20 protein-coding genes are annotated in these 19395 nt (G+C 33.7%); 13 read left to right on the top strand and 7 right to left on the bottom strand.

The window, feature by feature from the left end; genetic code table 11:
• Positions 1–180: 180 nt before the first annotated feature.
• Positions 181–480 carry a hypothetical protein gene (locus tag DCO46_RS08775; RefSeq protein WP_116752188.1) on the bottom strand — a complete coding sequence of 100 codons (300 nt, stop codon included), beginning with the start codon at positions 478–480 and terminating at the stop codon, positions 181–183.
• A 112-nt stretch (positions 481–592) separates the two neighbouring features.
• A complete protein-coding gene (locus DCO46_RS08770) occupies positions 593–1360 on the bottom strand; it encodes a sulfite exporter TauE/SafE family protein (RefSeq protein ID WP_116752187.1) in 768 nt (255 codons plus the stop codon).
• Between the two features lie 124 nt (positions 1361–1484).
• On the opposite strand from DCO46_RS08770, the gene DCO46_RS08765 reads away from it, so the two are divergent.
• The 5 genes from DCO46_RS08765 (at position 1485) to DCO46_RS08745 (ending at position 7371) form a co-directional block, all read left to right on the top strand.
• Positions 1485–2006: a hypothetical protein gene (locus tag DCO46_RS08765; protein ID WP_116752186.1), complete on the top strand. Its 522-nt coding sequence runs from the start codon at positions 1485–1487 to the stop codon at positions 2004–2006.
• 415 nt (positions 2007–2421) lie between these two features.
• Positions 2422–4005, top strand: a complete 1584-nt coding sequence (locus DCO46_RS08760; RefSeq protein WP_116752185.1) for a hypothetical protein — start codon at positions 2422–2424, stop codon at positions 4003–4005.
• 69 nt (positions 4006–4074) lie between these two features.
• Positions 4075–5175, top strand: coding sequence for a phosphotransferase family protein (locus DCO46_RS08755; protein WP_116752184.1), 1101 nt, complete (start codon positions 4075–4077; stop codon positions 5173–5175).
• Positions 5162–6127, top strand: coding sequence for a T3SS effector HopA1 family protein (locus tag DCO46_RS08750; protein WP_124019553.1), 966 nt, complete (start codon positions 5162–5164; stop codon positions 6125–6127). Before DCO46_RS08755 ends, DCO46_RS08750 begins: the two co-directional genes overlap by 14 nt.
• Positions 6128–6138: 11 nt before the next feature.
• Entirely contained in the window at positions 6139–7371 is a 1233-nt protein-coding gene (locus DCO46_RS08745; RefSeq protein WP_116752182.1) for a lanthionine synthetase LanC family protein, read from the top strand.
• Between the two features lie 65 nt (positions 7372–7436).
• Here DCO46_RS08745 and DCO46_RS08740 read toward each other — a convergent pair whose 3' ends face one another.
• Together DCO46_RS08740 and DCO46_RS08735 are read right to left on the bottom strand one after the other, a co-directional pair.
• Positions 7437–8336, bottom strand: coding sequence for a patatin family protein (locus tag DCO46_RS08740; protein WP_116752181.1), 900 nt, complete (start codon positions 8334–8336; stop codon positions 7437–7439).
• Between the two features lie 55 nt (positions 8337–8391).
• Positions 8392–10452, bottom strand: a complete 2061-nt coding sequence (locus DCO46_RS08735) for a M1 family metallopeptidase (RefSeq protein WP_116752180.1) — start codon at positions 10450–10452, stop codon at positions 8392–8394.
• 93 nt (positions 10453–10545) lie between these two features.
• On the opposite strand from DCO46_RS08735, the gene DCO46_RS08730 reads away from it, so the two are divergent.
• From DCO46_RS08730 to DCO46_RS08720, 3 genes are read left to right on the top strand one after another with little or no spacing between them, the layout of a single operon-like run.
• The gene (locus tag DCO46_RS08730; protein ID WP_165828884.1) at positions 10546–11307 is read left to right on the top strand and encodes a diphthine--ammonia ligase; all 762 of its coding nucleotides are present in this window, start codon (positions 10546–10548) and stop codon (positions 11305–11307) included.
• A 21-nt stretch (positions 11308–11328) separates the two neighbouring features.
• The gene (locus DCO46_RS08725) at positions 11329–11835 is read left to right on the top strand and encodes a hypothetical protein (protein ID WP_116752179.1); all 507 of its coding nucleotides are present in this window, start codon (positions 11329–11331) and stop codon (positions 11833–11835) included.
• Between the two features lie 4 nt (positions 11836–11839).
• Positions 11840–12529 (top strand): aspartyl/asparaginyl beta-hydroxylase domain-containing protein, encoded by a 690-nt coding sequence (locus DCO46_RS08720; RefSeq protein WP_116752178.1) that lies wholly within the window; start codon positions 11840–11842, stop codon positions 12527–12529.
• A 12-nt stretch (positions 12530–12541) separates the two neighbouring features.
• Here the strand turns inward: DCO46_RS08720 and DCO46_RS08715 are convergent, their stop codons facing one another.
• Entirely contained in the window at positions 12542–13081 is a 540-nt protein-coding gene (locus DCO46_RS08715) for a DUF1697 domain-containing protein (RefSeq protein WP_116752177.1), read from the bottom strand.
• Positions 13082–13129: 48 nt separating this feature from the next.
• Here DCO46_RS08715 and DCO46_RS08710 point away from each other — a divergent pair, with 48 nt between their 5' ends.
• From DCO46_RS08710 to DCO46_RS08690, 5 genes are all read left to right on the top strand, one after another.
• On the top strand, positions 13130–14944 hold the full coding sequence (locus tag DCO46_RS08710) for a recombinase family protein (protein ID WP_116752176.1): 1815 nt from the start codon (positions 13130–13132) through the stop codon (positions 14942–14944).
• A 22-nt stretch (positions 14945–14966) separates the two neighbouring features.
• On the top strand, positions 14967–15506 hold the full coding sequence (locus DCO46_RS08705) for a hypothetical protein (RefSeq protein ID WP_116752175.1): 540 nt from the start codon (positions 14967–14969) through the stop codon (positions 15504–15506).
• A 99-nt stretch (positions 15507–15605) separates the two neighbouring features.
• Positions 15606–16385, top strand: a complete 780-nt coding sequence (locus DCO46_RS08700) for a hypothetical protein (protein WP_116752174.1) — start codon at positions 15606–15608, stop codon at positions 16383–16385.
• 21 nt (positions 16386–16406) lie between these two features.
• The gene (locus DCO46_RS08695; protein ID WP_116752173.1) at positions 16407–16730 is read left to right on the top strand and encodes a hypothetical protein; all 324 of its coding nucleotides are present in this window, start codon (positions 16407–16409) and stop codon (positions 16728–16730) included.
• Between the two features lie 42 nt (positions 16731–16772).
• Positions 16773–17402 carry an Abi-alpha family protein gene (locus tag DCO46_RS08690; RefSeq protein ID WP_116752172.1) on the top strand — a complete coding sequence of 210 codons (630 nt, stop codon included), beginning with the start codon at positions 16773–16775 and terminating at the stop codon, positions 17400–17402.
• 22 nt (positions 17403–17424) lie between these two features.
• Here the strand turns inward: DCO46_RS08690 and DCO46_RS08685 are convergent, their stop codons facing one another.
• Both DCO46_RS08685 and DCO46_RS08680 read right to left on the bottom strand, forming a co-directional pair.
• Positions 17425–18042: a recombinase family protein gene (locus DCO46_RS08685; protein ID WP_116752171.1), complete on the bottom strand. Its 618-nt coding sequence runs from the start codon at positions 18040–18042 to the stop codon at positions 17425–17427.
• Positions 18043–18103: 61 nt separating this feature from the next.
• The gene (locus DCO46_RS08680) at positions 18104–18442 is read right to left on the bottom strand and encodes a hypothetical protein (RefSeq protein WP_124019552.1); all 339 of its coding nucleotides are present in this window, start codon (positions 18440–18442) and stop codon (positions 18104–18106) included.
• Between the last annotated feature and the right edge of the window lie 953 nt (positions 18443–19395).

The following is a 19395-nucleotide window of genomic DNA, read 5'->3' as shown; positions in this document are numbered from 1 at the left end:
TCGAAGCAAACTATTGAAACGATAGAGATGATTGTACAAAACAATCTTATCGGTTCAAGGTATAAAAAAACTTCCTTTCGCAAGTTTCTTATATCAAATCAAGTTTATTTATTTTATATAATCGAACAAGAAGAAATATACATAGTTCTATTCTGGGATAATAAAAGGAATCCAGCTGAATTAGATGTTATACTTAGCTCTTAGTTTTTGTTTGAAATCTTCAAAATCAATAGTTCTGCCGGCTTTAATATCTTCTTCGCTTTTTTTCAATTCCTGCATTAAAATTTCTTCAGGAAACAATAAGGTCGTAATTAATTTCACTTCTTGATGCGTAAAACTATTCGATTTTAATTTCCGATAATAAGTTGCATGTTTTAAGCCTAATTTTTGCATAAAAAATTCAGCTTTATAATAAGATTTACTAATCAATTCTGGTAAACTACAAATGTAATTCTCGTAATTTTGGACTATTTCTATCATTAAATGATATTTTCTGTATTATTATTTAACAAAAATAATCTAATAAAATGATATTTAGTAGAAAAATAAGTTAAAAAAAATTAGTAGTCCGGAATCTTAGTATCTCATAACCTTACTTAAAAAACACGTCGTACGCAAAGCGAATCAGTGTTCCAACGACAACAACCAAAAAGAAAATCCTGATAAATCCGTTTCCTTTATTGATCGCCAGTTTAGCACCAACCCAGCCACCAAGTCCGTTACTTACCGCCATTGGAATTGCTATTGACCAGATGATTTTTCCTTTGATCATAAACAAACAAATTGAGCCAAAATTTGTCGCCAGATTGACCATTTTAGCATTCGCGGAAGCGTGAAGAAAATCAAAACCTAAAAGCGCAATAAAAGCCACTACAAAAAAGCTGCCCGTTCCGGGACCAATAAATCCGTCATAAAAACCAACAATTACACTAATAATAACGGCATAAATAATTTGTGTTTTAGCTGAATGATCTTTGGCAACATGTTGTCCGAAGTTTTTCTTGGCGTATGTATATATGAATAATAAAGATAAAACCACAAGCAAAAGCGGTTTCATAAAATCATTGCTTACCAAAGTCAAAATAGTAGACCCCAAAAACGCTGAAGGAACGGCTAAGCACATCATTATTAAAAGCAACTTCCATTGAATCACTACTTTCTTAAGATATTGAAAAGCAGCAAAAGCCGTACCGCTAAAAGCCGGGATTTTCAAGGTGCCAATAACTGTAGAAACTGGGAGATTAGGTAATAAGATTAACCCCATTGGCGTCTGGATTAATCCGCCACCACCAACAATGGCATCAATAAATCCTGCAGCAAAAGCCGCTAAACAAAGTAAAATTATAATATATGAATCCATTTATGATTGGTTTCGGTCGGTTTATAATGTTGCATGCAAAAGTAAACTTCCCTTTTATTTATTACAATAAATTTAAAGTGGATTTCTCCTCAAAAAGTATATTTTTGTTGAAAAATTTACAAGAATGGATTTTACGAGAATTATAGAATTAGCAAGTTATACTTTGCCAGCCATTGTTACCGGATTTGTGGCTTACAGTTTTTTTGAATTACATATTAAGAACAATGACAGAAAGCGGGCTTTTTTATTAAACAAACAGGCTCATAAAGAATCTCTTCCGATACGCTTGCAGGCTTACGAGCGTATGACTTTGTTTTTGGAGCGTATCAATCTTACTAAATTACTGATCAGAATTACGCCTATTTCTACTGAAAAACATGATTATGAGAATTTTGTAATTGACCAGATTGAGCAGGAATTTGAACATAATCTTACGCAGCAAATTTATATGTCTGATGAATGCTGGACGATTATTACCACTGCAAAAAACTCTACGATTCAAATGATTCGTAAAGCAGCAATGAGCGAAAGAGTTGACAGCGCAGACAAATTGCGTGAAGTGATTTTAAACGATTTATTAGAAAAACAATCTCCAAGCAATGCTGCTTTAGGTTACATCAAAAATGAGGTTGCCGAATTGTGGTAACAAATTTACTTTCTGATACCTTTGCTTCTTCAATAAAATACATAAATAACTAAATAACAATTAGTTAAACAACTATTTTATATTATACCCTTTCATTATTTGGAAGGGTATTTTTTTTATGCCCTATTTCTCTTCTTTCATGACATAGAATTTCCTGCTCATGCCATTTCTTCCCTACAAGGCTAATTAGCCAGGTAATTTTATTTCCGAATAATAAATTAAAAGCTAGCATTATTAATTATTCGGCTTATCAAATAAAATGATTTACGACAATAAAACCAACATGTGCTTACATGACATCGCAAATTAAAAATATTGTCAATCAGTATTATAACGATAAGCAACCCCACCAAAACATAGGGAAGAAAACCGAAAAACCCTGAAAAAGAGTAGGTATCTAATCAACCATTAAATTATGTCTAAAATTTCAAACGTAGAAAACGGGGCTGTGTACGAAGGGTACGATAGCCTTGCCGCTTCAGAGTGGTGTACGCCCTCATTCCTGGGTTGTAGTGCGTGTATCTCTGCCAGTGCCGTAAAAGGTCAGGTTACAATTACGATAGGATTAAAAACTCCTTTTGGAAGTGTAAGTAAAAGTTTCAGCTTTAACACCAATACAAGCTTTACATGGCAGCCATTTAGCAAATTCAAAATTACAGTGAGCATCACTAACTTCAATGAAGCCGGTGGTGTTTTTAGTTTTGATTTAGGTCTGAATCCATGCATTGATGTTCCGTTCCTTGGATGGAAATGTTTTAACTATAGTCATACATTTACAGTTCCTCTATTACTTGCTGGTATCCAAAGTGATATAGATGATAGTCAATTTGTAAGTCTGTTAACACTTCACGCAAGTGGATCGTTAAATGCACCTTGCCAATGTGATGATCATTCCGGATCTTCTTTACTAAAAGGAGATATTTATAGTAATTATTTAAACAATCAGGCAGCAATACCTACATTACCGATCAGCCAGTGTATACCAACTGTATCTTGTACAGGTATATCTCCTATTTGCTCTCCACAAGAAACGGGAAAACCTGTTACGATATTACCAACAATGCCTTGGCAGTGCTTGATTCCTACAGTTACACTTTGTACAACTATTCCTGCTATATGCCTTTCACAACAAGCACCAGAAGCAGCCTCTGCTGGTATACCAACATTGCCAATAAGTCAATGTATACCTACAGCATCTTGTACGGGTATTTCTCCTATCTGTTCTCAACAACACAGCGTTGGAGCAAATGCAGCTGCAATACCTACATTACCAATTAGCCAATGTATACCTACAGCATCTTGCACAGGAATACCTTTCATTTGCAGTGCTGCTCAGGTCAATACAGGATATTTGAATGCAGGACCACCACATTCAGTAGTTTGTTGGCCGACTGTGCCAATGGCATGCAAGCCAGGAGTTGCTACAGATAGTGCAGCAATACCTACATTACCGATCAGTCAATGTATACCGACAGCATCTTGCACAGGAATACCTTTCATTTGTGCTGCGCAACAACAGGCAAATACTGCAGCGATTCCAACATTGCCAATTAGCCAATGTATACCTACAGTATCATGTACAGGAATATCTCCTATTTGTCTGCAACAACAACAGCAGGCAAATACTGCAGCAATTCCAACATTGCCAATTAGCCAATGTATACCTACAGTATCATGTACAGGAATATCTCCTATTTGTTTGCAACAACAACAGCAGGCAAATACTGCAGCAATTCCAACATTGCCAATTAGCCAATGTATACCTACAGTATCATGTACAGGAATATCTCCTATTTGTTTGCAACAACAACAGCAGGCAAATACTGCGGCGATTCCAACATTGCCAATTAGCCAATGTATACCTACAGTATCATGTACAGGAATATCTCCTATTTGCTTGCAACAACAACAGCAGGCAAATACTGCAGCAATTCCAACATTGCCAATTAGCCAATGTGTGCCTACTGTATCATGTACAGGAATACCATTCATTTGTTAACCATCCATTTTTAAAAATCGCAGGACCTTAAAAGTCCTGCGATTGTTTTTAAACTTTAAAACTAACATTATGCGATTAACACCCGAATCTGTATATCAGTACTTACATAAGCGTCAACTTATAAATGAAGATGATGTTGTTAAAGGTCGTTTTATGGTTCATCCGGTAAAAACGAGAAACAATATTATGAAAATTTTAGTTCAGCCGCATAACTCTCTATTTGTAAAACAAATGGATACTGATTTGGTATCTAATAATTTATTTCTAAGGGAAATAAATACCTATAATTTCTTTAAAAATAGTTCTGAGTTTGCGTCAATAGCGTCTTTCGCTCCTGAACTTTTAGATTATGATGATGAAAATAATATTGTGATTACTGAGCTTTTATACAATGCCAGAAACTTACATGAATATTATATGCTTACAAAAAACTTTGACATTAATCTCGCTTACGAGCAAGCCACAATATTATCAGAATGCCATATTATTCCGGATTCCAAAACAGATATTTCTGAATTACCAAAGACATTGCCCTGGGTTTTGCAACTGGATAAATATAATGCTAATCAGTTTTTTTTAAATAATGAATTCAGTGCAAATATCATTCAGTTAATTAAGGAAAACCATGTATTGCAAAACACATTAATTGATTTAGCCACGTCCTGGCAATACACGCACTTCATACACGGAGACATTAAATGGATTAATTTTTTAACTATTGAAGATAATGGAGGTTTCACACAAAAACTAATCGATTGGGAATTAGCTGATATTGGAGACCCTATGTGGGATGTAGCTGGTTTAATGCAATCGTATATTACAGTATGGCTCCTTGGTTTCGACAATAATGATCCTTCCAGTTATAAATTACCAGAGTATATGCAACCTTATGATCTTAAAAACACACAATCATCAGCTCAGGCATTTCTTTATAAATACATGCAATTAAAAGAGTATCCAGAATCTTATTATACCACTTTTTTAATTAAAGTTATGCAATTCACAGCGGCAAGAATTATTCAGACCAGTGTCGAAGGCATAACTTATAATTCAAAAATAGAAGCCAATAATATGCGCTGTATTCAGCTTGCTTTTAATATTATGAATGATCCAATTGTTGCATTAAATGAATTGTTTAATATAAAAGTGTATGATTATGTTCCAGGATAAAGTCATTATTAACGAACTTACACGGCTTATTAGTCAGTTACATATTTCAGACGCGTTTATAACGTTTCGAAACAAACAGTATGCGGTTACCTCTGAAAATAAACTATCCTATCTTACCAGTATACTGTATTCTGAATGTTATGCTTTAAAAGAAAGTTGTCAATCAGGAACAGACAACAGACAATTTGATTTCACCGAAACTGATGATGCTTTTACAGAGATGTTATCACAAAATAATCATAGTAAAAATAAGACTGAAGAGAACTGGATAGTAAAAAGTATTTATCCCAACGGCTATTTAGAAATTGCAAAAGAGACCGAAATTCGAATTGTTGCGGCATCTGCATTATTAAATATACCTGCAGGTGCAACAGCAGAAACTGGACAAATTGTAACGGTATTATTTCCAAAAGAAGACAAATACAGGCAACCCACTTTTTATTATGTTTTCAGCAATCAGTATTTTAATGCATCACAAAAATTAACCCGTATTTACTGGAATTGCACCAGTGAAGGCGCAGCTGTTCTTGTTAATGCTGTTACCAGCAAACTAAATCATTATAATATTCCTTTCCTTTTTAAATGTCTTAATCATCCTAATTTTTATTTCCGTCGTGATGCCGCTGTGTTGTACATAGAAGATTCAATGCTTTCTATCATTAATATGATTTTGCCTGAAATTTGTGAAGAAATGAAAGAATATCTTGAGGAAGATGTCCCGCTTTTTGCCTACGCTTATGCAAAAGGTGTTGGTATAGCCGAAAGTCCAAACGAATATGAAAGTTTCGGAATGAACCGGGCAGCAATTATAGCGGAAACTTTACTACAAACAGCATCAAAAAATCAGGATGCAAATGCAATTCTAAATGAAATTACAACCGCATTTAGCAATAGAGGAATAAGCCCAAAAGCAACTTACCTTAATAAGGGATCAAAAATAATATTCAATTAAAAAAAAATACCATGAACCAGACCGACAAAAATAATTTTCTTGAAACTGCCTGGAATATTGGCTGTCATTTAATGAAAAGTAGTATTTGGCATAATAAATCCTGTACGTGGCAAGGGTATTCATTTGAACCTTTGGATGGTACTTATCAACCTGTCATGAAGACCTTTGGCCCTGATGTGTATTCCGGAACTGCCGGTATTGCTTTGTTTTTGAATGCTTTATACAAGGAAAAAAAAGACCCGATTTTACTTAAAACGATAGAAGGCAGTATAGAACAAGTCAAATCAACTATGTACGATGCTATCAATCATGGTTTCTATGCGGGAAAACCGGGAATTGCTGCTGCTCTGATAAAAATAGGAAAAGAAATGGAAAGGGAAGATTGGGTAAAAGATGGAATCGATTTACTGAATAGCATTCCTTCTGAATCTCTTCAATCATATGAAATTGATATTATCAGTGGTGCAGCCGGAACAATACCTGTTCTTTTAGATTGCTATACAACGTTCAGACAGCAGGCGTTTCTTGATAAGGCTATTGCTTTAGGCCATTTACTATGTAATGCCGCAGTTAAAAATAATAACGTCTGGTCCTGGGCAACAGTGCCTTCCAAAAAGAATCTGACAGGTTTCTCACACGGTTCGTCGGGAATAGCTTTGGCATTGTTGCAATTGTATCAGGTAACGGGAAATCAGACTTTTTTAGAAGGTGCAGAAGGTGGCTTTAATTATGAGCGTCAGTCTTTTGATGTCTCACAGCAAAACTGGCCGGATTTCAGAGATGATGTAACTTCGGTTTCTACAGGAAATATATGCAGTATTGCATGGTGTCATGGCGCACCCGGTATCACAATATCCAGATTAAAAGCCAATCAGCTTTACCCTGATCAGGTTTTTACAAATGAAATGAATACTGCCCTGACTACCACATCCAAATCTATTTATAATAGTCTGATAGAAAATCTCAGCAATACCAATTACTCTATCTGTCATGGTATAGCCGGAAATGCCGACATTATCCTTGATTGTGGAGGAACTGAATACCAACAACTTGCAGAAGCCGTAGGAAATGCCGGCATTAGCAAATATCAGGATAATAATATTCAGTGGTCAACAGGATTAAGTACAGGACATTACACCCCAGGACTTATGATGGGTGTTGCAGGTACTGGTTATTTTTATCTCCGTCTCTTTGATAAAGAAAAACATAAAAGTCTCTTAGTACCGCAACTGGGACTTTCCTAATATAGAAAAGGTCGTAAATAAATAACTTTACGACCTTTTCTATTTTACTATTTTAAAGAATGAATTTATTTGTTATCACTCATCACTTCAGATTTATTCTGAGCATACTCATAACCTTGTTCCCACCACTCTTTCATGACTTCTTTGTTAAAAATCAGAGCATTATCCGTTAATTTTGTCGGGGTGTAGTATAAGTTAAGTTTCACATTCTTATTGTTTGCCATAAGTTTTCCTATAGCAATATCGTGTTTTTCAACCTGATCCAGTGCAATTCTAAACAAATCGATCATCAGTGAAAACGGGTTTTTACCAATTACCATTTTGCTTGTATTGACTTCTGTTTCGAGAATAATAACGTCTATTTCGGTAGCACCACGATTTATAGCTTCACGGATTGGCACTAAACTGGAAAATCCTCCGTCGCCATATTCATAATTATTTTTGGTTACCAAACTCATAAACGGAATATAATTACTGGAAATCCAGGTCCAGTCACAAAATTCTTCGTAACTGCACTCTTTTACCGATTTATACTCTGCTTCGTTTTTGGTTAAATTGGTAACGGTAACAATGACATCCGAATTTAGTTTTTTGAGTTTATTAAAATCAGACAGTGAAAAGTTGCTTTTGATATATTTCTGCAAGCCTTTACTTTCGCCAAAAGTTCTTTTTCCTTTAAAAAACTGACGTAAAACATTAAAGTGGTTGATGGTAACAATATCAATTCCGTCTTTAACTTTTACCACAAAAGGGCAAATATTAAAGATTTTATTCATCGTTACATTTGTATAGACCCAATGAATTTTTTTAATATGCCCAAGAGCCAAATGCGGAATTAATAAACTTCCTGTCGAAGTTCCTAAATACATATCGTACTCGTGCCTTTTTTCTTCTATTAAATACTGTGCGACACCACCGGCAAATGCGCCTTTACTGCCGCCACCGGAAATAACCAATGCTCTCATAAACTTAATGTAGGTATTTTTTTGTTTTGGGGTTGATGAGTAATTTTTAACAAAATCATTCTTTTAGCAAACGATTTAACTGGAACTGTTCATCGGGGGTCAAATTAGGCAAAATTCTTTCAAACGACGCACGCATTTCCGAATTTTTTAATAAAATTCTAATAGAATCTCTTCCAAATTTCGAAAACTGCCACATATGATGGGTAGTAGAATTCACTAAATTACTCAAAACCTGATCGTTAATCAGTTTAAAAGCAATTAGTTTCTCCAGTGCATTTTGCCGTGTGGTGGCTTCGTATTTGGTTGAAGAAAAAGCAATTAATTCAGAAATCAGAGTTTCGGGATTTTCACTGTAATCCGGAGTTGATAATGCCAGTGAAAGCCACAAAGTTCGAAGATTATAGTCGTTGAAACCAATCCAGTTCTTTGATTTATTTAAGTATGCTGTCCGGTGATCAGGAAAGTTTTTCCATAAATAGTATAAAGCAATTTCCTGTGTCTGATACGATTTATCATCTAATAAAGTTTCATATTCAGTTCTGAAATCTTCCGGAATCTGACTAAGCGTACCAGCAACTGCCTGACGAACCTGCAAATTATTGGTATGCATTGCAAGCTGTAAAAGTTCTTTTTTAGCTTCATATTTTTCAGTCTGAACCTGGTCAACAATCGCTTCTTTTACAGTATGATATACATCTGATTTTAGCGTTTTGATTAAAAAATCCTTTTTTTCAGGCAAAGGTATTTTCTTTAATTTATCTACTTCCAGTCGAATTTGAATTGCTTTATTTTTACTCAATAAAGCATTTGCAGCCGGGGTATCAAAAGCAACCGATTCCAGCCATGTTTTCTGAAACTGAACCAGGTCAAAATCAGAAACTTTCCTTATTTCATCAAAGAAATTCTCCGTATTTACGGTTTGATAGGCATATTTTTTCAGGTAACTTTTGATTGCTTTTTTGAAAGCCTTGTCTCCAATTGATTCATGAAGAACAAACAATGCCCACGCCCCTTTTTCATAAAAAGTCAGCGAACTTGCTTTTGCATTCAAAACCGGAATTGAATCTGTCCTTGACGCAAACTTAATCTGCTGTGCCGTTTCATATAATTTGGAATAAAAATAATCATCTCCAAAAATATCCCTTTCGGCAAGTAAAGCATAATAAGTTGCAAAACCTTCCTGAAGCCAGTGATGTGTACTGCTTTGAGCGGTAATCAAATCTCCAAACCAGTGATGTGCCAGTTCGTGTGCATCGACATTTGTGTAATTTCTGTCTGTAAAACCTGTAGAGTCCACCACATAACGGGTTGTAAATAATGTTGAAGTCGTATTTTCCATTCCCCCGTAAAGAAAATCACGAACAGGAATTTCCCTGTAAATTTCCCAGGGATATTTTACTCCTATTTCTTTTTCCAGAAAATCAAAAATGCGTTTTGAATATCGATAAGTCGGTTCAAAACGGTCTGCGTCTTTATTTTCCAGATAATATTCTAACGGAATTCTGGATTTTGACTGCAATTGTTTTTTATCAAATTTACCAATCGCCAGCATTAGCAAATACGAACTCATCGGATTTTTCATTCCGTATTGCCAGTGAAACTGATTGTTGTTTTCTGTTTTATTTTGTAAAACTCCGTTAGAAATTACCTGATATGCTGCATCATACGTAATTCCGAGATTAAAAATCACTTTTTCATTTACATCATCAAAACTCGGAAACCAATTGCTTGTGTACCTGCCCTGCCCCTGCGTCCAGATTTGTACTTCCGAATTCTCAATAGCAACAAAATACAAGGCTTGTTTTGGTTTAGCCGAATACTCAAAAGTCAGGTGGTTTTTGCCTTTTTGAAAATTATAAGCAATCTTTAATTCTTTCCCGGTATTTACAAAAATCACTTCTTTTCCATCTATTTTCACTTGTGTGAATTCCATGTTTTTCGCATCAATTTTAATGGTATCAGTGGGTTGCAGCACATCAAAAGCGTAGTCTATAGAACCGGAAAGTGATTTTTCCTGAGCATTTAATTTTAATTGAGCCGAAACTGATTTAAAATCAACAAATTGGGTTTGCTGTGCAAAAGAAAAACAGCTTATAAAAAAAAGAATATATTTCATTGAAAATAAATTAATACCAAAATTCCAAAGTTACAAAGGTTTGATAAACAAATCGAATGAAATTTGTATGTTTACTATACAAATTTCAAAATCGTGTCAAAACCAATCAAGGCCATATTTAACTGGAGCAGCGGAAAAGATTATGCTCTTAGTCTGTATAAAATTTTACAAAATCGTGATTATAAAATTGAATATTTGCTGACAAGCGTCAATGAGCAGTTTCAGCGAATTTCAATGCACGGCGTTCGTGTCGAATTACTTGAAGCACAAGCCAAAAGCATTGGTTTGCCATTAAAAATCATGCAGATTCCTGAAATGCCAACAATGGAAGTTTACGAAAATATAATGATACAAACCTTAACCGAATTAAAAAGAGAAGGAATTACCCATTCTGTTTTTGGTGATATATTTTTAGAAGATTTGCGAAAGTATCGTGAAGTTCAGCTCGCAAAAATTGGTTTTGAAGGCGTTTTTCCAATCTGGAAAATCCCATCGGAAGAATTAATTCAGGAATTTATACAATTAGGTTTTAAGACTATTGTGGTTTGTGTAAATGAACGCTATTTGGATAAAAGTTTTGTTGGCCGGATTATAGATCAGGATTTTATAAATGATTTGCCTGAAAATGTAGATGTATGTGGAGAAAATGGTGAATTCCATACCTTTACATTTGACGGTCCTGTTTTTTCCGAACCCATTAATTTTGAAATTGGTGAGATCGTTTACCGGAAGTATGAAAAGCCAAAAACCGAAAATTCATCAGATACTGCTTGTGACACGAGCGCTTCTGATGCTTTTGATTATGGATTTTGGTATTGCGATCTGATTTCCAAACAGATTATCAGTCCTGAATAAAATACTTTAATATAATTGTTTATGATTGCATTAAAACAAAGTTTAGAGGTAAAAAAAGTTTTATCTTTCCTTGACGAAATCAAGATTCAGGTTGTTGAAAAAGAATTAGATGGCACCTTTTTACCCGGATTAGATTTAGGACCGGACTGTATTTATATCGATTTTGAAAAATTATTATATCCGGGAGATATTCTGCACGAAGCCGGACATTTGGCAGTAACAACAGCTTCTGAAAGAAAATGGATCGGAACAGATAAAATCTCCAAAGACTGGCCAACAGACGGTGAAGAAATAGCAACAATTCTCTGGTCATTTGCAGCAGTAAAATACCTGGATTTGCCACTTGAATTTGTGTTTCATCCCAATGGTTATAAAAATGATTCTGAATGGCTTATTTCGAATTTTTCTACAGAAAATTATATCGGACTGCCTTTTCTGGAATGGATTGGACTGACTTTGGGTAAAGAACGCGCAGAAAAAGAAAACAAAGAAGCATTTCCTGTAATGCTAAAATGGTTAAGAGATTAAATTTATGGATACACTAATACGCTCAATTAAATTTCCGCTTGTTTTTGATACTGAAAAGCTAAAAAAGGATCTTTCCCTTATCATGAACAAAAACTGGGTAGATCATTATAATACAAATGATTATACCGGAAAATGGACTTCGGTTGCCTTAATGTCGAAAGATGGAAAATCAGAAAGTATTTATGCTTTTTCAAGTGGTAATGATGAGATTAGAAATACCGAAATTTTAGATTCCTGTACTTATTTCAAAGAAGTTCTGGATGGTTTTCTTTTCGAAAAAACAGCAGTACGATTGTTGCAGCTGGCAGTTGGCGCAGAAATAAAACCACATTCTGACCATTGCCTGGGGTACGAAGACGGTTCATTCAGATTACATATTCCGATTATTACCAATCCCGATGTTGAATTTATTCTCGACGGAAAACGCCTGATTATGAATGAAGGCGAATGCTGGTATATTGATGCCAATTTTGAGCACTCAGTTGCCAACAGAGGGCAACAAGACCGAATTCACCTGGTTATCGATGGCGTGCGCAATGACTGGACAGATGAATTATTTTATAAGGAAGCGTCTGAAAACCAGTTTCAAAAACCTGAAATCGTAATGAGCGAAGAACAAAAATCATTGATGATTGCCGAACTTGAACGAATGAATACCAGCGCGGCAAATGACATAATAAAGACTTTAAAATAATTTTTAAAGCCTTTATTCTTCATACATTTTCAACAGGTTTGTAACGGTATTCCAGTTTCGTATTGTGCCTGTAATATTTAGTTTTTTCTCAATATATTTAAGTTCCAGTCTTGTTTTTCCTGCGCCAATGGCATATTTGATAAAAATCCTGTTTTCGTCAATAACTGCTTCATCTGGTTTAAACTGACTGATTTTCAGATCATGAATGTTTTCTTTTTTAAGTACACTGGCAACAAAAACGACATATAGCTTTTTGATATCAATGTCCTTTTCTTTTACGAAAGGATTATTTTTAAAACACAATTCCAAATCTTCTTTGGCAATCACAATAGCAGGAACCTCATGACCAAAGACCCTGAAAATTTCCTGTTTGATCATGAAACCCACTTTTGATGCACTTTCTTCTTCCGTGTCAACAAAAACATTTCCGGATTGCAAATAAGTCCTGACATTTTGAAAACCTAAACTTTCGAGCATTGTTTTTAATGCCTCCATTTTCATCATATTGTGACCTGAAACGTTGATGCCGCGTAGCAAGCATAAGTGTACCATACTTTGATTTTTTATATTTATGTTTGTATTCAAATTACATTTTATTCTATGTCTACAATCAATCTGGCGATATATGTGAGGGTTTCTACACAGGAGCAAACTTACTCACGCCAAGTCGAACTAATACAGAATTATATTTCATCGCAATATAGAGATATTGAAGTTAATATTGATATATACTCCGAGAAAATATCAGGATTTAAAACCGCTAATAAAAGACCTGAATTAACAAGACTGCAATCTGTAATTGAAGCTGACCCTTCTTATTATAAATGTGTTTATGTAACAGAACTCTCCAGAATCGGCCGTAACCCAAATGAAGCACGTGTAATAGTAACATCAATACTAGAAAGAGGGATTGATGTTTGTGTAACATCAACAAATGGCGGTTCACACTTCTTAAATCCAGATGGAACTATTAACGATGTGCAATTTGCAGTACTAGGTTTACTGATGGACTTCGCTAAAATTGAAATATCAATCTTTCGGCAAAGAACTGCAACTGGTTTAAGAAGTAAAATTATGAAAGGTGGTTCAGCAGGTGGAGTTCTTCAACCCTTTGGATATACAAAAGATGAAAATAAAAAATTGATTATCGACGCTGAAGAAGCGAAAACAATTGAATACATATTTCAACAGTATTCTGAAGGTGCTGGAATGGGACAAATCGCCAACGAATTAAACAAGAATAAAATACAGACAAGAACGAATAAAGCATTAGAGGGTAAAACATTTAAAGGTCGAGAAGTTGAATTTATTAAATGGACTTCCAACCAAATTTATACAATACTAACAAACACAATTTATTGTGGTGTTAGAATATTCAGAAGGCGACCAAAAAAGAAAGATGAATCTAACAAAGACCCTGTTGAACCACCTGAACCGTTTGATGCACCAGAAGTAGCAATAGTGTCAAAAGAATTGTTCGATAGATGCACTGAGATTAGAGAAAATAAGAAAGGTAATGGAAGAAATATTGATACCAAAAATGTAATACTACTCCAATATTTGACAACGTGTGGTGTTTGTGGCCGTAATTATACTCATCGAGTGTTAAAGCAAAACCAAACTTACATTTGTTCTTCTAGGGTGGTTAACGGATTTAAAGGTTGTGAAAATTTAGGTGTTAGTATTGACCTAGTTGACAGTTCTATTTATGATATACTTTGCAAGACGCCAACTGTATTACAGTACCTCAACGATACGGCCAGTATTAAAATAGATTTAGAAAGTAAAATAAAAGCTCTGGAATCATCAATTCCTTCACTTGAAAGGGAACTAAAGAATAATGAAATTAAAATTGATAGACTACTGGATGCTAAGCTTAACAACGAAGTAAAACCAGAACGTTTTAAGATTAAGAATGATGAACTTGAGGCAACATCAGAAAACCTGATTTCACAACTTGAAACAAAACAAAAACAATTAGAATCATATCGAAAATCAATTGCCAATCTTACTGGTGCAAGATTAGATAACAAAATTCTAATTGATGCTAAAAATGATAGAAACAAACTTAAGTCAATCTACAATCAAATAATCAAAAATGTTACAATAACAGCAATCAACTTTCAATTCATTCGATTGGATATAACACTTCAAATTAACGGCCAAGTATTGGACGGAACGCTTCGTGTTGTTGTCGATAGAAAAGGCGTGAGAAAAAAACCGTTCCTGTATCGATATCAAGATAAATATCTCAAAGTTTACAATCCTAGTGAAGTTGCTGATGAAGATTATTACGAATATGTGACAGACAACAGCGAATTTGAATATAGGAACTTAGCCGACTATAATAACATCATAAAGGATTTTAAAATCATATCAGATAATATAATCAACATATATCAAGAACAAAAATAATCACATTTTTAAAAACATTATTATGAGCAACATTACAAATGACCAAAAGATACAAGCAAAATTAGATGCCGAAATTGCAAAAGTAACAGCGCAAGCAGAAAAAGACCTTGCTGAAAAAATTGAAAAAATTAAACTGTCAGCTGAAATCGACATTGCCAGAAACGATTTAAAGGAAAAACAAAGCAGTGAAGCAATTGCACTCTGGACAAAACACTCAAAAGAAAAAAGAGAACTTGAAGCAAAGCACGCAAAACAACAAAAAGATTTTAAAACAAAGCACGGTGTTGAATATCGAGTTGCAAGTATCAATAAAGTTCGAAATGTAATCTTATCAACGGACGAAAAAATAAAGTTAATAAAATCTATGAGGAACACCGATAATACACCAAAGTATACTTTAACCGCAACAGGTGAAATCGTTGGCAGCAAAGGTGAACCTATTAAGTCAACAATTGTATTTAAAAATAATGGAAAGAAAGAAACTTTAAGTGTTTCAGCATTAGCAACTCATTTGAAAAATGAATATGCAAACACAGTACAAGAACTTAGCGCATTAAATTAAAAATAATCCTACGTAATAATACGGTAATTAATACATCACATATTTACATTACCTTATAAATTACCTATGTTTGTTGTAATAAACTAAAACATTTAATCTATGAAAAAACTTTTACTATTTGTTCTTATAATAATCTCAATTAAAGCACAAGCACAATTCCCAGGAAACCATCCTGAACTTTTACTTAATAAAGAGGTAAAAGTATTACCACTTGCCGACGTTTTACAGCAATACGGTTATCGTAATTTTCATAAAAATAATGAAATGAAAATAGTTGATAAACCAATTAAACACGACTTACTAGCTGACAAAACTTTCAAAGTAACTGAGATTACACCTTTTGAAAAATATGGTTCGAAGAAATTTATTCTGAAGTTAGAGTCTGGTAAAGATGCTTACTATTACGAGTATGACCCAAAGCACGATTACGAATATAACTTAGAAGCCATTGGTGGACTTCAACTTCCAGAAGGAATTTATTGCGAAGATATCAAAACTGAAACTGATAAGTTTACTGGTGAAGTTAGAGCAAACAGTCCGTACTCTGAGGGTTTTAGTTTTATGAAAACAATTAAAGATGGTAAGACGACTATTTATTTAGCAGTAAACGAAGCTGGGGCAACAGCAAATGTTGGTGGCAAAGGATTATTTTTATTATTAAGCAATGGGAAAAAGATTGAAAAACCGAATGCTCCAATTGATGTAAAAGTAAACAAAGGTGCTAAAGGTTTTTTATATAGTGCTTTCGTTCCATTAACAACCGAGGATATTAAACTATTAACTGAAAACCAAATTACAGATAATAGACTTTACATCTATGATGGCACTGTTAAAAATGGTCAGAAGTTATCTGAATATTTAAAATGTTTAAGTAAATAAAAATTGTTAATTCACAAAATTATGACAATTGAAGAATGGAATAACCTAGATACTTTTTTCGATGAGATTGATTCAGAGTTTTACTTCGCCTACTCTGATTATAAAAATGGTTCAAATCAAAAAAAGAGAGCTGAAGCTGAAAGAATCATTCGACAAGTAGTCGACAGAGCAGACCGTAAAGTCAAACAGCATATAGAAATTTACAATCAATATACTGGTGGTGAAAATGCAACACCTTATGCCAGAGTTTGTGCTTACGAAGATTTCAAAAGTTACAGCTTTTTCAGAGGAAATATATCTCAGATTCGTGGGATAATAAAAGATGAAATAAAAAAACTTTCGTAATTGCAGTTGATTTAAATATTTACAAAATGAATATTAATTAATATGGGAAATTTAAAATTTGACGTTACTTCAACAGCAATTGAAAAAGGAATTGACTTAGTTGCTGGATTTATTGAAAAACTTGCAGGGTCATCCCTAGAAGAAGCTGGTTTATTGTTGGCAGACAAAATACGAATACGAAGATTAAAAAACCAAATTAAAATATTCTCTGATGCAAAAAAAATTGCTGAAGAAAGTAGTATTACTTTAAAACAGGTAAACTTAAAAACACTCGTTCCTTTATTAGAACTATCATCACTGGAAGAAGATGAAACATTACAAGAAAAATGGGCTAATTTAATTGTAAATTTTAGTGATGCAAGCAAAAACTATGAATCTTCCGTTTTTCCATTTATTCTAAGTCAGCTTTCACGTCAAGAAGTAATTGAATTGGAAGCAATCTATGAAAAGAAAAAATGGCATTCCTTTACTAAACCATTACTACCAGCAATTCATAGAGCAAATTTTAATAGGCTTGGTTTGACAGATTCATTAATTTATACTTCGCAAAACAAAGATAGTGATGACTTAGTTTTTGATACTTTTACTGGTGGTGTAAAGATAACAGCATTAGGAAAAGAATTTGTAGAATGCTGTCGCAGTAAAAGTAATTCAGCAGGTAACCATCAATAGTTAAAGTACATTAAACGGTAGCTTAATGGCTACCGTTTTCTTTTTTATCCAAAATGGCTTTGACCCTAGTTACAGTTGATAATGAACTATCACATAACTTCGCAATCTTGCGCATTGAATTAACACCAGTTTTAATTTCTTTCACAACGTTATCATACTTCTTTAGAAAGTCTTTATCTGATATGGTTGTTCCTTTAATCCTACCTTTGAAGCGACCTTCAGCTTGTGCGATTTTGATACCTTGTGCCTGAGATTCTCTAATGTTGTTTCTGGTAAGTTCGGCCACGTTGGCCAACACATCCGCTATCATTTTGAATATTGGATTTGGTTTGTTATTAGCAAACGATTCTATCCCTAAGTTTTCCACCTTAAGATTAACACTTTTGGAATTGAGGTATTGAATAGTGCTCTGGATATTGAAAGCATCACGACCAATTCTGTCTATTGATTCAACCGTCAAATAATCGACTGTACCAGCTTCAATTGCTTTTATCAGTAGTTGTGCTTGCGGTCGGTCATTGAATGCAACAGCACCGCTTATAACATCAATAAAGACTTGTTCATCTTGGTGTTGTTTAATCGTTTGCCTGATGGTGTTTTGTGTGGCACTTGAAACCCTGATATAACGTGCTTTTTTCATAGTGTGTTTGTATTAGTATATTAAGAAACCACCACAGCACCTCATCCTTTCAGGTTAGAAATTATTTATAATCTTCAATGTATTCAATGTCCTTATCCAATCTATCTTGAAGTTCATCAAAATAAACATCTGTCACTTCTTTCTTGATACTCTTAACATCTTCGATAAGATAGTAACTGTATGTATCATTCCAGCCTAACACGATAAACACCCATCCTTTATGATGGTGTCCGTTAACCAATAAGAACAAACCTTTGTTCCTAACTCTAAGGACTTTCTCAACGCCCCAACTCCAGAATACGTTCTGGTTTTGTTGAAGAAGTTTTAGAGTTTCATCAACATCGAATTCACGTTGAACCAATTCTTCGATATTCTCATATCTTTTATTTAAATTTGCCATAGTCATATGTATTAAATTCGAAAGAATTTGGTGCTGATAAATTAAGGGTTGTTAGCGCAACCCTTTTTTATTTGGTGGTATCTCAATATGTCAATTAACTTGTGTTCCTTTTTTGAACAAGTCAAAGATACAAATAAATAATAATTGTATCCAAATTAAAGTATACTTATTTTTGAATACATTTAAAAATGTTTAATCAGTGAGTTTATTGGGTTGAAAATGTATTCATCAAACAAGGTCTAATTTGAATACAATATTTATTAGCAGTAGCTTTAAATCCTAAGTGGTTAAATTCTTAATGCGTTAAACATCGTTAATATTTGCGCTTTGTGGAAAATCGAGCGTTATATGTAATAATTAATATATATTTGTACATCAATTGTTTATAATAAACAAAAAACCACTCCGAAGAGTGGTAAAAATTAATTTTTCATAGCTAGAATAATTGTTAGTATTACCACTAACACCACTATAACTTTATTCATATGGTTTATTTTTTTAATTAATAATAAGCTATACCCAAAAAACCCTGTTCCAGAGGGTTTTTTTTGTCCCTAATAGTAAGGAAATGATTTCCTAACTCGATGTAAAACTACGATGACAATCATAATATTGGTATTTTTACTCTGTAACAAACTTAAAAACTCGTTGAAGTGTATTAAAACTGTTAAAAAACACCTCGAAAAAGACATTTGTGGAAATTGACTTTTATGCACGCTTTTCTATACTTTTTATGAGGCTAATTTTTATATAACCCGTAATAATATTTTAACATAGGATTATACTTATATATTATTTGTAATTTTACCAAATATTAATCCTAAAAATAAAATAAAGAATGGAAGATAAACACCAAAAAAATTGCAAAGTTCTTAGAGAATTTGTAGATGTTAATGATTTGATAGATAATCATTCAAATATAAATTTCTCTTGTGAATTCGATATTACAACAG

This window comes from Flavobacterium sp. HTF, assembly GCF_003105115.1.
Classification (GTDB): Bacteria; Bacteroidota; Bacteroidia; order Flavobacteriales; family Flavobacteriaceae; genus Flavobacterium.
The sequence above is the reverse complement of the archived record's forward strand: the minus strand, read 5'-3'. Positions and strand labels throughout refer to the sequence as shown.